The organism is Brucella tritici (genome assembly GCF_008932285.1).
In the GTDB taxonomy this organism is placed as follows: Bacteria; Pseudomonadota; Alphaproteobacteria; order Rhizobiales; family Rhizobiaceae; genus Brucella; species Brucella tritici.
The window spans coordinates 172,515-187,133 of record NZ_WBVY01000006.1 but is presented as its reverse complement, the minus strand read 5'-3'; the positions used below and the strand labels follow the sequence as shown (position 1 = coordinate 187,133).

Sequence of the window (14,619 nt, the reverse complement as noted above, 5' to 3'; positions counted from 1 at the left end):
GCTAAATCTTGTTGCCGATTGGAAAGCCGGTTGAGACTTTTCTCACCGGCATTTCATCGGTTGGAATGATCCAGCCGCCGCGAATAGCGATGCGAACCTCATCGCCTTCTTCCAGTCTTACCGGATCGCGCACTTCAAAATGCAGATGAATATCCGGCTTGGTGAGCGGATGCGCCTCGATGCGCGAACCGCCACCGCGATAGACAGAACGTTTGACCCGCACAGGGATGCCACCGGTTTCGGTCAATGCCAAATCTTCTGCGCGAACGCAGAGCTGCGCATTGGCACGCGGCATTTCAATGCCGGAACAACGCACCTGCGCACGGCTTCCCAGCACCAGCGCCTCACAATGTCCCGCTTGCGCAAAAGACACGACCTCCGCAGGCAGAACCATGCCATGCGCGATGAAGGACGCGACCATTTCGCTGGCCGGTTCTTCGTAAAGCTTGCGCGGCGTATCGAACTGCTGAAGCTTGCCATGATCGAGAACCGCAATCCGGTCTGCAAGCGCCATGGCCTCGGCCTGGTCATGCGTGATGTAGATAATCGTCGTACCCGTGCGCTTGTGGAAAGCCGCAAACTCGTCTTCCATCGAAGCACGCAAATGCACATCGAGATTGGCAAGCGGTTCGTCAAACAATACCAGTGAAGGGGCAGCTACAAGACAGCGGGCCAAAGCCACACGCTGCCGCTGACCACCCGAAAGATTGGCCGGGCGGCGATCACCAAAACCGTCAAGATCGACCAGCGCTAGCGCTTGCTTCACACGAGCCTCGCGTTCGGCTTTGGCAACCTTTGCCACCCGCAGACTATAGCCGACATTCTCAGCGACCGTCATATGTGGCCAGAGCGCATAATTCTGGAAGACGATACCGACCTGCCGCTTTTCCGGTGGCACGCTACCGTCAACATGGGAAACGCGGCTGTCACCAATGTGGATTTCGCCGCCGTCAACATCTTCAAAACCGGCAATCATCCGCAGAAGCGTGGTCTTGCCGCAGCCCGATGGTCCGAGAATGGCAACAAACTCGCTGTCCTTCACATCGAGCGACACTTCAGAAAGGGCCTGAAACTCATTGAAGGCCTTGGAAACAGAAGCGATTTTCAGTCGCGCCATGGCAGCACCCCGTTTGGAAGACGCCGTGCAAACAGATTTGTTGCAAGCATCAGCATGAATGTCACCGCAACGGCCAGAATGGATATGGCAGCCGCATAGGCGGAATCGCCCGCCTGTTCGAAAGAAAACATCACCACGCCCAGCGTTTCCGATCCCGACGCCCAGAGAAGCGCTGAAACCGTCAGCTCACAGAATGCGGTCATGAAAATGAGCACGCCGCCTGCAAGCGTCGCTGGTGCGACAAGAGGAAATATAATGGTCCGCAGCCGATAGAAAAGCCCCGCCCCCGCAACGCGCGCTGCTTCTTCCAAAGCACGGTCGATCTGGTGCAGCCCAGCAACCGTTGGCCGCAGCGCCAGCACGAAGAAGCGCGCAAGATAGGCAAAGAGGATGATCCAGAGCGTGTTGTAGAGGCTGACACCAACCACTGGCAGCGGCTTTAAGAACATCAGCAGAGAGGCAATCGCGAGAACTACGCCCGGTAACGCATAGGGCATCTCGGCTGCGAAATTGAGGATCGGCGTCCAGCGCCGCTTACGCCAAGCCAGCATATAGGCAAGCGGAACTGCGATCAGCACAGCAAAACCCGCCGCCGCCAACGACAGAACAACACTGTTTCGGAAAGCACGCGCCGCACCTGCATGTTCAAGCAGCACAAAACGGAAATTCTCGACTGTTGCCGTCGCAAAAGTCAGCGGCACACCGTAGGCCGGAACAAGGGCAGAAAGCGTCAAGCCGATCAGCGGCAGAAACAGCACGATCGCGATCAGCAGCCACGCCGCAGCTTCCACCAGCACACGCCAGCGGCCAAGCACAAAAGGTGCAGCAGGCAGCGACGTCGAAACAATGCGGAAATCGCGGCGGCGCGAGGCATATTCCTGCGCTGCGATACCCGCCATGGCGATGATACCGATCAGCACCGAAAGCACGGCGACGCTGGACAACACGGCTGGCCCGCCGCCCGCAAGACGCTGATAAATCAGCGTTGGGAGAACGAGATAATTCGATGGAATTCCCAGAAACGCAGGGATGCCGAAATTGCCGACACACGACACGAAAGCCAATGCGGCAGCACCGATGATCGATGGTGTCATCAGCGGCAGGATAATGGTGCGCAGAACGGTCCATTTGCTGGCACCTGCACTCAGACCCGCTTCCACCAGTTCGCGTGGAAGCTTGCGCAGGCCCGCCCGTACAATCAGAAAGACCAGCGGTCCGTATTGCACACCAAGCAGAAAAATAATGCCCCAGACGGAATAGAGCGGATTGCGGCTGCCAAGTGGTGGCGCCATGCCGATGATCTTGAGAAACTGGCTCGAAGGCCCGAAAAGCTGGAGCCAAGCCAGCGCTGTTACCTGCGGGGCGATCAGCAGCGGCGTGACATAGAAAAGCACGAAGACATTGCGTCCGCGCATGTTGGTGAGACCGACCAGCAACGCCGCAACAATACCGAACACGAGCGCGAGTACGGTACCGCCAATGCCGATCTGCAGCGAATGCCACGTCGCAATCCAGGTCGACTGGCTGCCAAGCGTTTCCACCAGCGCCGAGGTCGAAAGCTGTCCCTGTGGTGCGACCAGTTCCACCAGCAGCCTGCCCATCGGCAAAAGCGACAGAACAGCGACGATCAGGGTTACGCCAGCAATCAGGGCCGCATCGCGGCCCTGAAGATCTTTCATGATGCGCATCGAGATGCCTTATCCGCCAAACAACTCGGAGAACTGCTTCTTGTCGGCATCAGTCTGGTTGAGGACCTTCTGGGTGTCGATAGACATGATATTGATCTTGGTGCCTTCCGGCAGCCATGCCGGGCGGCCTACACCTTCCTTGGCAGGCAGATAACCCTGCTCAAGTGCCAGCTTCTGGCCATCATCCGACAGGATGAAATCAACAAACTTCTTGGCACCATCAACATTCTTGGCAGTTGCCATGATCGCAACTGGTTCAGTTACGGCTGGAACACCTTCCGACGGGAAGACGAACTCGATCGGCGAACCCTTGGCCTTGGCATTGAGCGCCATGAAGTCAACGAGAATGCCATATGGCTTTTCGCCACTCGCAACCGACTTCAGCACAGCGCCATTGCCCTTGACGCTTGCCAGTTCATTGGCCTTGAGGTTCTTGAAATAATCCCAGCCGAGTTCCTTGTTGAGCGCGAAGCCGCTCAGGAGATAGGCCGCAGCGCCTGAATAAAGCGGGCTCGGCATGACAACCTGCCCCTTATAGTCGGCCTTGGCGAGATCTGCCCAATGTTCAGGCTTTTGCGCTGCGCCGGTATTGTAGGCAATGCCGGTGGTGATCAGCTTGGAGCCGAAATAAGTCTTGTCGGCATCATAGCTATCCGCTGCAAAACCATCAACCTTGGCGTCCGTGTAAGCCAGAAGGCGCTTGTCCTTCTTCAGACCTTCCATCGTCACCGCATCAGCGATCAGCAGAACGTCAGGCTGCGGCGCGCCAGCCGAAAACTCGGCGGCAAGCTTGGTGAGGAGTTCGCTCGTACCGGAACGGAAGATCTGCACATCCGTATCCGGATTGGCCTTGCGGAAAGCTTCGACCGTCTTGGTCGCATCCGCTTCCGGTTGCGACGTATAGAGCGTCAGCGTATCGGCCTGAGCCACGGCGATGGAAAGAGCAAGAAGCGCAGGTACGACAGCAGCCCGCTTCAGCATCTTGTTCATGGGATTCGCTCCTCGAATTTCTGTATAATGTTCGCCAGCATGACCAGCGATGCCGGTGCAATCCTGACGCGTGCGAAGTGATAGCGCGCAGATACTGCCATGGCGATAGGCACGATCATTTCCATTCATGGTGCACCTGTCAAACATCCTGCAACGTGAACCCGGAAAACAAAAGCCTCCCGGCGGAATCTTATCCATCGGAAGGCTTGTAAGACATTGAATGTTTTGCCGAACAGCCATCCGTATCTCCAAGTATGGAGAAGATACGGATGGCATTAGAGGAATTGCAATGCGGTTTTATGACAACCGCAAACGCATTCCCAGTAAAAAGATCAACAGATCAGATAACGATCTCGGCAACATGCGCAACCTGAGCACCGGCCTCGTAATAGGCTTCACGCAGACCGCGGAAATTCTGCTCCTTCGGATCGCTGACCGGCAACGGCAGATCATCTTCCTTGATCTCACCTGAAACAAGCTGCGAAAGCAATTTCCCGAAGACTGTTCCCGGCGCGATGCCACGACCGTTGTAACCGGAGAACCCAACCACATTACGCGCGAGGCGATGGAATTTCGGCAGGCTGTCATTGGTCATGCCGATCTTGCCATACCATTCGGCTTCAAACTCGACTTCGCCAATCTGCGGGAACAGACGCTTCAACGATTTTTTCGCCCATGCCTTGTGCACGGCAGCACCCGTATTGCGCAACGCACCAACGCTTCCGAAGACAAGGCGACCCTGTTGGTCGAAACGGAAGGACGAAAGAACTTCCTTCGTGTCCCACACACCCTGACGTTCCGGCAGTATGGAGCGCTTGATATTATCCGACAGCGGCTTCGTGGCCATGTTGAAATATGGCAGGTGAACCAGCTCGGCGCGCACTTCCGGCCATGGCGCATTGGTGTAGGCGTTTGTCGCCACAACGACCCAGTTTGCCGTCACGGAACCCTTGGCGGTCTTGACCACCCATTTGCCGTTCTTTTCCTCGGCTCCGATCACCGGGCTTCCGGTAAACACGGTCGCGCCAGCGGCAATGGCAGCATGGGCAAGCCCGCGCACATAAGCAAGCGGCTGGATCGTACCGGCGCGCAGATCAAGCAGCGATCCGGCATAAGCCTTGGTTCCAACTTTGGCTTCGGTTTCCTTGGCATCGAGCAGCTTCACATTCGCGCCGCGGCGCGCCCACTGCTCGTGGCGGTCTTGAAGTTCTTTCAGGCCCTTTTTGCCGACGGCGCAATGGAGCGTGCCCTGCTTCTCTACTTCACAGGCGATCTTGTGCTTCTCAACGATTTCGAAGACGAGCTTCGGCGCATTGCCGAGGACATCAAGCAACCGGTCACCATATTTCTGGCCGAGCACGCCGGGCAGATCATCCGGCATGACCCACATGCCGGCATTCACCAGACCGACATTGCGGCCCGAACCGCCATAACCGATCTCGATACCTTCGAGGACGATGGCTCGCGTGCCTTTCTCGGCCAAATGCAGAGCTGTCGAGAGGCCGGTGAAACCGCCCCCAACAATCACCACGTCCGCAGTCAGATCACCTTGCAGCGCAGTCGTCTTGGGAGCTGCAGGGGCGGTCTTTTCCCAAAGACCATGGGAGCGGGGATCGTTCAACATTGAGAGCAACCATTTCATATAGTGAAAAACAGGCTATCCGCCCGACTGCTTCTATTTCACGCCGCGAAAGTCGCTTGGACAGCGCTATTTGCGCAACAATTCATTCCGGTTTGGAATGAACCAGCATCGAATAATCCGTATTCCCGACTTGCCCGGCAATCCACTGACAGAACACCTGCGTCAGCGGATTTTCCAGTTTTCCTTCCGGTACAACCAGATAATATTCGTTCTCGGTGCGCATCGGCTTCTCGAAAAGCATGACCAGTTCACCGCTGAGCAACTCCTGCTCAATCAGATAAAGTGGCAGAAGCGCAAAACCCAGACCGGCCAGTGCCGCGCCGATGACCATCGAGAACTGATCGAACCGGTGCCCCCGATAGGCAGACCGTCCCTCAACACCGCAGCTTTCAAACCATTGCGCCCACATTTTGGGCCGCGTCGCAAGATGCAGCAAGGGCTCGTTTTCAAGCTCTTCCGGTGCGGATGGATGGCGCGCTTTCAACAGGCTCGGGCTGGCGACCGGCACAATCACTTCACTGCACAGAAAGGTACAGGTGGCATGTGCCCAGACCGGCTGTCCATAATGGATGGCCAGATCGAATGGCTGCTCCTCGAAATCAAAGACGCCAGAGCGCGACGCGACATTGATGGCAATGCCGGGATGCTTTTCGATAAAATCGGAAATGCGCGGCATCAGCCAGCGCGTGCCGAATGTCGGCAGGGTCGCCACACTGAAAGAAGACGTTGATTGCGCCGAAGCCATGGCACGCAACATCGTATCTTCCGTCTGGTTCAGAAGACGCCGCACTTCCGGCAGAAATTTCCTGCCTGCATCGGAAAGCAGAATGCGCTGGCGGATGCGCTCGAACAACAGGACGCCAAGCTGGCTTTCAAGATCCTTGATCTGACGGCTGACCGCGCTCTGGGTGAGATTGAGCTCATGCGCAGCCTGCGTGAAACTGCCATGACGGGCGGCGCACTCAAATGCCTGCAGCGTGGCGATGTCCGGGATCAGTCGTCTGCTCAGCTTCATTCCATTCTCGCATTAACATAGTTGCTTTCGTCGCAAGCATAACCGCAAAACGGTCTATATGATACATTTTCATCATAATCCATGCATGATCCTCCCAAACAAGACATGCACCACCCGAAGATGCCCCACTCGACGGAAATTTTCGCCATGAAAGACCAGAAATTCGTTTTGCCGGACGCCATCCGTTCTGCCTTCTCGGCTGCGATGTCCGCCATGTACAAGCAGGAAGTCCCTGCTTATGGCACATTGATGGAACTCGTTGCCGATGTGAATGCCAAGGTGCTGGCCGATGACAGCCACCTGCATGAGCGTTTGACGGAAACAGATTCGCTTGAGCGCATTTCGGAAGAACGCCACGGCGCAATCCGTCTCGGCACGGCTGCCGAACTTTCCATGATGCGCCGCGTCTTTGCGGTCATGGGCATGTTCCCGGTTGGTTATTACGACCTCAGCGCCGCAGGCGTCCCGGTTCATTCGACCGCCTTCCGCCCGGTTGACGATGCTGCCCTGAAGTACAATCCGTTCCGCGTCTTCACCTCGCTTCTGCGTCTTGATCTCATCGCTGATGAAAAGCTGCGCGCTGAATCGGAAGACGTCCTGTCGAAGCGCAACATCTTCACCGCAGGCGTCATCGCACTTGTCGAAAAGGCTGAAGCCGAAGGTGGCCTCAACGACGACGACGCAAAAGTCTTTGTCGCAGAAGTGCTGGAAACCTTCCGCTGGCACGACCATGCCAATGTCAGCGCCGAACTCTATCATCGCCTGCATGACGCTCATCGCCTGATCGCTGATGTCGTGTCGTTCAAGGGCCCGCATATCAACCATCTGACGCCGCGCACGCTCGACATCGACGCCGTGCAGCTTCAGATGCCGGATCGCGGTATCAATCCGAAGGCAGTCGTCGAAGGCCCGCCAACCCGCAAGTGCCCGATCCTTCTGCGCCAGACCTCGTTCAAGGCGCTGGAAGAAGAAGTATCCTTCGTCAGTGCTGATGGCACCTGGACGCCAGGCTCGCACACTGCCCGTTTCGGTGAAATCGAACAACGCGGCATAGCGCTCACGCCAAAGGGTCGCGCGCTTTACGACAAGCTGCTCAACGACACCCGCGCCGTTGCCCGCCCTGCCCCAGACGGCTCGAATGCAGCTGAATATGTGAAGGCGCTGAGCGACACTTTTGCGGCTTTCCCGGACACATGGGCTGGCGTGCGCGAAGAAGGCCTCGGCTACTTCGCCTATTCGGTCAAGGACGCTGCAAAGCTTGAAGCTTACAAGCCGGGCACCGATATTGAGGTTCTGATTGAAGCTGGTGCAGTTCAGTTCGACCCGATCATCTATGAGGACTTCCTGCCGGTGAGTGCTGCCGGTATATTCCAGTCCAATCTGGGCGATGACGACACACAGGAATTTGTTGAAAGCCCCAACCAGAAGCGTTTCGAGGATGATCTGGGTGCAAAAGTGCTTAATGAATTCGAGCACTATGCCCGCATCGAACGCGAATCCATCGAAGCCGTTAAGGCAGGCTTGAAGGGCCTCGAAGCGGCAGAATAAACGCATAACCCCGAAAAGTTGCAGACTTTTCGGACAGGATTATGCGCAAACAACTCTTACAGAGAGGAAAGCCATGAACACCGCTGTTAGAAAAATCGACGTGAAGAAGGAAGCCGCCGATCTGCTTTCCAAACTCGGCGTAGATGCATCCGCCTATACCGGCGGCGACCTTGCCGGTTTCAGCCCCGTTTCGGGCGAACAGATTGCTGCGGTCAAGACCCACAACAAGGAAGATGCCATCAAGATCATCGACAAGGCTGATGAAGCTTTCCGCGCTTGGCGCAACGTTCCGGCACCGAAGCGCGGCGAACTGATCCGTCTGCTTGGTGAAGAGCTACGCGCTTCCAAGGAAGACCTTGGCCGTCTCGTTTCGCTCGAAGCTGGCAAGATTCCTTCGGAAGGCCTCGGCGAAGTGCAGGAAATGATCGACATCTGCGATTTCGCAGTCGGTCTGTCGCGCCAGCTTTACGGCCTCACCATCGCAACCGAACGGGCTGGCCATCGCATGATGGAAACCTGGCATCCACTCGGCGTTGTCGGCGTTATCTCTGCCTTCAACTTCCCCGTGGCGGTCTGGTCTTGGAATGCCGCTCTGGCAATCGTGTGCGGCAACTCGGTCGTCTGGAAGCCGTCTGAAAAGACCCTTCTGACCGCTCTTGCCTGCGATGCGATCTTCAAGCGCGCACTGAAGCGTTTCGGCGATGCACCGGAAGGCATTGCGTTGCTTCTGCTTGGTGACCGCGAAGTTGGTGAAGTCCTCGTCGACAGCCCGAAGGTTCCGGTCGTTTCGGCAACCGGTTCGACCCGCATGGGCCGCGAAGTCGGTCCACGCCTTGCCAAGCGTTTCGCTCGTGCGATCCTCGAGCTCGGCGGCAACAATGCCGGTATCGTCTGCCCGTCGGCCGATCTCGACATGGCGCTGCGCGCAATCGCCTTCGGCGCAATGGGCACCGCCGGTCAGCGCTGCACCACCTTGCGTCGCCTGTTCGTGCATGAAAGCGTTTACGACGCTCTCGTTCCGCGTCTGCAGAAGGCCTATGCCAGCGTCACCGTTGGTTCGCCGCTCGAAACCAGCGCTCTGGTCGGTCCGCTGATCGACAGGCAAGCTTTCGACAACATGCAGAAGGCGCTCAAGGAAGCTGCGGCTCACGGCGGCAAGGTACAGGGCGGCGAACGCGTCGATGCTGGCCATGAAAATGCTTACTATGTGCGTCCGGCCATCGTCGAAATGCCGAAGCAGCAGGGTCCGGTTCTCGAAGAAACCTTCGCACCGATCCTTTACGTCATGAAGTATTCGGACTTCGACGACGTGCTGGCAAGCCACAACGAAGTCGGCGCAGGCCTGTCCTCTTCGATCTTCACGCTCAACCTGCAGGAAGCAGAACGTTTCCTCTCGGCTGAAGGTTCGGATTGCGGCATTGCAAACGTCAATATCGGTACTTCGGGTGCTGAAATCGGCGGCGCATTCGGCGGCGAAAAGGAAACCGGCGGCGGCCGTGAATCGGGTTCGGATGCGTGGAAGGGCTACATGCGCCGCGCAACCAACACCATCAACTACTCGAAGGCTCTGCCGCTCGCACAGGGCGTTTCCTTCGACATCGACTAATCGGTCTGAAATCAGATCAAAAGAAAACCCCGCTTCGGCGGGGTTTTTTTATGAGACGCAACGTATTGACCGGTTGAGATTTTTGCAGTGCCGCGGCGAAAATGGTGCTTTCTCGAGAACCGGAGCGGAGTGTACTTTAAGGTACATGAGCACCGGAAACGCAGAGAAGCGCCATTTGCAGACCGTCAGTGCGTAAATATCGACTGGTCAATCAGCCCATGCGTTCGGAGGCGAACGACCCTGGGCTGGCCGGGAATACGACGGTACGATTGCCGTTGAGGAACGAACGGTGATGGATATGTGCGTGAACTGCGCGCGCCAGAACCTGCGCTTCAACATCACGGCCAATCGACACGTAATCGGCTGCGCTCTGTGCATGGGTGATACGGGCGACATCCTGTTCGATGATCGGACCTTCATCAAGATCAGCGGTCACGTAATGTGCCGTCGCGCCAATCAGCTTCACGCCGCGCTCATAAGCCTGCTTGTAAGGGTTCGCACCCTTGAAGGACGGCAGGAAGGAATGGTGGATATTGATGATCTTGCCCGACATCTTCTTGCACAGCTGATCGGACAGAACCTGCATGTAGCGTGCGAGAACCACAAGCTCGGTGCCTGTATCATCAACAATATCCAGAAGGCGCTGTTCTGCCTCCGGCTTGTTGGCCTTGGTGACGGCAATATGGTGGAACGGGATGTCGTGATTGACGACAACCTTCTGATAATCGAAATGATTCGACACCACGCCGACAATATCAATCGGCAGCGCGCCAATCTTCCAGCGATAAAGCAAATCGTTCAGACAATGGCCGAAACGCGAAACCATCAGAAGCGTTTTAGTCCGTTGCGCATTGTCGTGGAACTCAAATTCCATCTCGAACGGAGCTGCCACGGGCGCAAAGCCTTCACGCAGAACATCGAGAGCAACGCCTTCTTCGGAGATGAAGCTGACGCGCATGAAAAAACGGCCGGTGTCCAGATCGTCAAACTGGGCGCTATCGATGATGTTGCAACCCTTGCCCGCAAGATAACCCGAAATCGCGGCTACGATACCGCGGGTGGACTTGCAGGTGACGGTCAGGACAAAATTATGCATCGGACTTCCTCAAATTTTCGAAGGCGCAAGCCAGGGCACGCGCCTTGAAACTAGTTCACGATGCGGCCCCCGCCATGCCAGAATGCGTAATGCACTGACCGGATTGCGCTATCAAGCAACTTTGGAAGAAAGATTGCTCTAATTTGATCAAAGATGCGGATTGCGGTCACGATACCGGGTGACAAGTTCCCGGTTCACCTCGCCTGAGCCCGGCATATTGGCGCTGAGATAGATCGGTGCATCGCCCTCGCCCACCAGCCTGGCCGCTACATCGGCAAAAATGGCATTGAGGATCGTGACGCCAAGGGCAGTCGAAACCGGACCGACCTTCAAAGCACTGCCTTCGACTTCCAGCACCGCATCGCCCGCGGGCGCATCATTATCCAGTACGACATCGGCCAGAGAAAGCAATTGCGTGCGGCCTTTGGCGATGGCGTTGGAATAGGTGACGGAGGTGACCGCAATGACGGCAGCCCCCTTCTCCCGCGCAAAGCGTGCCGCCTCGATGGGAGCGGCGTTGACGCCGGAGTTCGACACGACGATCAACACGTCGCCTTCGCGAATGCCGTAGCGTTCGAGAATGGGCAACACGGCCCCTTCAATTCGCTCAAAATGCGAGCTTGCCACCGCGCCATCCTGCAGCATGATCGCGCCGCAAAGGATCGGCACGGTAATCGCCAGTCCGCCCGCGCGATAATGCAATTCTTCCGCCATCATATGCGAATGGCCGGTGCCGAACACATAGACCCGACGATCTGCCTTGGCCGCCGTGGCAATGAGTTCGGCGGCTTTGGCCATCGGCTCAGCAAGGCGATCACGCAGACCGGAAAGCCGGGCTATCAGATCATTGAAATAACGATCGGTGATTTCCGTCATCAGCCTTACCCTGCTATCTGCTTTTCGCCCGAAAGCCATGTGGCTTTCGCAAACAGCCCGTCGTCAAGATGGACTGCGTCCATCCGCATGCCGGGACGGAACGTGCCGCGATCATTGAGACGCAAATAACGCGCCGGATAGTGGCTCGCCATGCGCAGTGCCTCGGCCAGCGTCAGCTCCAGTTCGGCCACGCCGAAACGCACCGCCGATGCCATATCGAGATCGGAACCGGCAATGGTGCCATCCGCCAGCACAAGCTTGGAGCAGATGCCGCCCGGCACGCGACGGACAGCACGCCCGTTGATTTCGAAACTTTCAGAGTCCGAACCAACCAGAGCCATGGCATCCGTTACGAAGAAAAGATGGGCATCTCCCCGCTTCGCTCGAAGTGCGAGCCGCAACGCCATCGGATCAACATGGTGGCCATCAGCAACGATGCCGCACCAGATATCAGGATGATCGAGTGCCGCACCGGCAAGCCCCGGCGCACGATGGCCGATCTGGCTCATGGCATTGAAAAGATGGGTGACGCTGCGTGCACCAGCATCGAAGCGCTTGAACGCCTCTTCGGCTGTTGTGTCACTGTGGCCGATGCTGACGACGACACCGCCTTCGCTCAGGCGGCGCACTTGCTCAGGTGTGACCTGTTCCGCAGCAAGCGTGACCAGCAATGTCCCGACCTGCCTTGCCGTATGGATATAGAGCGCAATATCGGCATCATTGACGGGACGCATCAGTTCCGCCAGATGAGCGCCCTTCCGTGCCGGGGCCAGATGCGGCCCCTCCAGATGGAGACCGGCAACGCCCTTGTCGGCCTTGACCGCTTCAATTGCCGCTTCAATGGCGCGGTCGCGTACCGGCGTTGTATCGGTGATCAGCGTCGGCAGAAGGCTTGTCGTTCCATATTTGCGATGCCCCTTGGCAATCGTGAACATGGTCTCGGGCGTAGGCTGATCGTTGAGCATGCGCCCACCGCCGCCATTGACCTGTGCGTCGATGAAGCCGGGCGCCAGAACGCCACCGTTCAGGCGCTCGACATCATGGACTTCGCCAAGCGAAGCTTCCGGCACAATGGCTTCGATCTTGCCATCGCTGAACACCAGCGCGCTTTGGTCATGAAAGCGCTCGCCATCAAAAATGCGTGCGCCTGCTATTGCCGATTTCCTGGTCATACCGTCACCGTAACCTTGTTGAGATTGCGCGGCTTGTCTGGGTCAAAACCCTTGCGGCGCGTGACCGCTTCAATGACGCGGTAATAATTGATGAGGGAAACCAGCGGATCGAGATGTGCATTGCCCGTGCTTGCCGATGGCAGTCGGAAGCCCGGCGTCTCCACATCGGACAGCGACACAATGCTCGCCCCGAATGAATGCAGTCGCTTCAGGGCCTGCATGTTGGTGTCGAAAGCTTCATCACGCGGCAGGAAGGAAATGATCGGGAACCCCTCTTCCACAAGACGCATCGGCCCGTGCATCAATTCCGCCAGCGAAAATGCCTCCGCATGGATATTGGCGGTTTCCTTTGCCTTCAGCGCCGCTTCGAGCGCAATCGCAAAGGCCGTGCCGCGACCGCCGGTATAAAGCGAACGAGCGTTGAAAAGCAGATTTTCAACAGCTTCGCGACCATCGGGCCGTGTTGCAGAAAGCGCCTCTGGCAGGCGTTGCAGCCCGGCCCGCAGGCTTGCATCGCCGCTGGCCGAAGCGACTACGCCCGACAGCGCTGCAACCGCAGCAATGAACGACTTGGTTGCGGCAACACTCTTTTCTTCACCGGCATTAAGCGCCAGCACGACATCGGCAGCATTGCCAAGCGGGCTGTCGACGACATTCACGACCGCAATTGTGGTTGCACCACCCTTTTTGGCAGCTTCCTGCGCTGCAACAATGTCCGGGCTCGCGCCGGACTGCGACACGGTGAAGTGCAGTCCGTTCTTGAGCTTCAGCTTGGAACCGTAGACGGATGCCACCGATGGCCCGATGGATGCTACCGGAATGCCCATCGTGATTTCCATCAGATATTTGAAGAATGTCGCCGCATGATCGGACGAACCGCGCGCAGCGGTCGTGATGACGGCAGGCTCGTTCTTCTGGAAAATGCGCGCGATTTCCGAGAATGTGCCTGCCTCCTTCTCAAGCAGACCGGCGACGACGGCAGGTGACTGTTCGGTTTCCTGCAGCATCAGGGAGGAAGGGCTGTTCATAGTCATTCTCCAATTTTCAGTTCTGCGACGAAGTCATAGGCATCGGCGCGATAATGCGAACGGGTATATTCAACGATCCGGTCGTCCTCGAGATGCGAGACACGCTCGATCAAAAGCGCGGGCGCTCCCCGATGCACACCAAGCAGGCGTGCCGTACCGGGGTCGAGTGTAACTGCTGTCAGGCGCTGCAAGGCGCGCACCGGCTTGTGGCCACGCCGCGCCAATGCACCATAAAGCGAGGCTTCTTCGACACGATCCTTATCCAGATAATGACGCGGAACCACAGCCCGCTCGAAGGCCATCGGAACGCCATCGGCAAGACGTAGACGATCCAGCCTCACCACCGTCGTATCGACACCGATCCCCAGCCGGAAAGCCTCGTCGGGCGACGGCCTGTCAACCTTGTTGGTGACAACGCGCGCGCCCGGCTCCTTGCCGCGTGACAGCATATCCTCGGAAAACGAAGTCAGCCGCCAGAGATGCTGGCTGATACGGGCAGGCCGCTCGGCAACGAAAGTCCCGCTGCCGCGTCGCGCCTCGACTGCGCCTTGCGTCAATAATTCCTTATAGGCATTGCGAACGGTGATGCGGCCGACGCCGAGCTGCTCCGCCAGATCGCGCTCCGGCGGCAGTCCGACAGCGGGCGCAAGTTGCCCCTCCTCGATCAGCTCACCGAGAATACGCGCAAGGTTCCGGTAAAGCGGCCCCGTAAGCTGCGGATCGTGCAAACCGCGCTCTTCGATAGCCGTGATCAATGTGGTTCTATTCATGCTTTACATAATAGAACCTATATAGAACCAATGGCAAGTGACAATCGCATGAAAAAAGCCCGGTCGTGACC

General features: G+C 57.4%; 13 protein-coding genes. 2 read left to right on the top strand and 11 right to left on the bottom strand.

Annotated features, from left to right (window positions below; translation table 11 throughout):
• Window position 1 precedes the first annotated feature (1 nt).
• The 6 genes from F9K94_RS20985 to F9K94_RS20965 all read right to left on the bottom strand — a co-directional run bounded on the left by F9K94_RS20985 (window position 2) and on the right by F9K94_RS20965 (window position 6,452).
• A complete protein-coding gene (locus F9K94_RS20985) occupies window positions 2–1,117 on the bottom strand; it encodes an ABC transporter ATP-binding protein (protein ID WP_151648207.1) in 1,116 nt (371 codons plus the stop codon).
• Window positions 1,105–2,805: an ABC transporter permease gene (locus F9K94_RS20980; RefSeq protein ID WP_151648205.1), complete on the bottom strand. Its 1,701-nt coding sequence runs from the start codon at window positions 2,803–2,805 to the stop codon at window positions 1,105–1,107. The genes F9K94_RS20985 and F9K94_RS20980 overlap by 13 nt, the downstream gene beginning before the upstream one ends.
• 9 nt (window positions 2,806–2,814) lie before the next feature.
• Window positions 2,815–3,795, bottom strand: coding sequence for an ABC transporter substrate-binding protein (locus F9K94_RS20975; protein ID WP_151648203.1), 981 nt, complete (start codon window positions 3,793–3,795; stop codon window positions 2,815–2,817).
• Window positions 3,792–3,920, bottom strand: a complete 129-nt coding sequence (locus tag F9K94_RS24850) for a hypothetical protein (protein ID WP_268878402.1) — start codon at window positions 3,918–3,920, stop codon at window positions 3,792–3,794. The genes F9K94_RS20975 and F9K94_RS24850 overlap by 4 nt, the downstream gene beginning before the upstream one ends.
• Window positions 3,921–4,135: 215 nt before the next feature.
• Window positions 4,136–5,419 carry an NAD(P)/FAD-dependent oxidoreductase gene (locus F9K94_RS20970; RefSeq protein ID WP_061345844.1) on the bottom strand — a complete coding sequence of 428 codons (1,284 nt, stop codon included), beginning with the start codon at window positions 5,417–5,419 and terminating at the stop codon, window positions 4,136–4,138.
• 100 nt (window positions 5,420–5,519) lie between these two features.
• Window positions 5,520–6,452: a LysR family transcriptional regulator gene (locus F9K94_RS20965; protein ID WP_061345843.1), complete on the bottom strand. Its 933-nt coding sequence runs from the start codon at window positions 6,450–6,452 to the stop codon at window positions 5,520–5,522.
• Window positions 6,453–6,599: 147 nt separating this feature from the next.
• On the opposite strand from F9K94_RS20965, the gene hglS reads away from it, so the two are divergent.
• Both hglS and amaB read left to right on the top strand, forming a co-directional pair.
• A complete protein-coding gene (gene hglS, locus F9K94_RS20955) occupies window positions 6,600–8,000 on the top strand; it encodes a 2-oxoadipate dioxygenase/decarboxylase HglS (protein ID WP_151648199.1) in 1,401 nt (466 codons plus the stop codon).
• Between the two features lie 73 nt (window positions 8,001–8,073).
• The gene (gene amaB / locus F9K94_RS20950) at window positions 8,074–9,606 is read left to right on the top strand and encodes an L-piperidine-6-carboxylate dehydrogenase (protein WP_151648197.1); all 1,533 of its coding nucleotides are present in this window, start codon (window positions 8,074–8,076) and stop codon (window positions 9,604–9,606) included.
• Between the two features lie 211 nt (window positions 9,607–9,817).
• Here the strand turns inward: amaB and purU are convergent, their stop codons facing one another.
• The 5 genes from purU to F9K94_RS20925 all read right to left on the bottom strand — a co-directional run bounded on the left by purU (window position 9,818) and on the right by F9K94_RS20925 (window position 14,548).
• A complete protein-coding gene (gene purU, locus F9K94_RS20945; RefSeq protein ID WP_061345840.1) occupies window positions 9,818–10,702 on the bottom strand; it encodes a formyltetrahydrofolate deformylase in 885 nt (294 codons plus the stop codon).
• A gap of 147 nt (window positions 10,703–10,849) precedes the next feature.
• Window positions 10,850–11,578, bottom strand: a complete 729-nt coding sequence (locus tag F9K94_RS20940; RefSeq protein WP_151648195.1) for an SIS domain-containing protein — start codon at window positions 11,576–11,578, stop codon at window positions 10,850–10,852.
• A gap of 5 nt (window positions 11,579–11,583) precedes the next feature.
• Window positions 11,584–12,750 (bottom strand): N-acetylglucosamine-6-phosphate deacetylase, encoded by a 1,167-nt coding sequence (gene nagA / locus F9K94_RS20935; protein WP_151648193.1) that lies wholly within the window; start codon window positions 12,748–12,750, stop codon window positions 11,584–11,586.
• Window positions 12,747–13,778: an SIS domain-containing protein gene (locus tag F9K94_RS20930; RefSeq protein WP_151648191.1), complete on the bottom strand. Its 1,032-nt coding sequence runs from the start codon at window positions 13,776–13,778 to the stop codon at window positions 12,747–12,749. Before F9K94_RS20930 ends, nagA begins: the two co-directional genes overlap by 4 nt.
• Before the next feature lie 2 nt (window positions 13,779–13,780).
• A complete protein-coding gene (locus F9K94_RS20925; RefSeq protein WP_061345836.1) occupies window positions 13,781–14,548 on the bottom strand; it encodes a GntR family transcriptional regulator in 768 nt (255 codons plus the stop codon).
• Window positions 14,549–14,619: the final 71 nt, after the last annotated feature.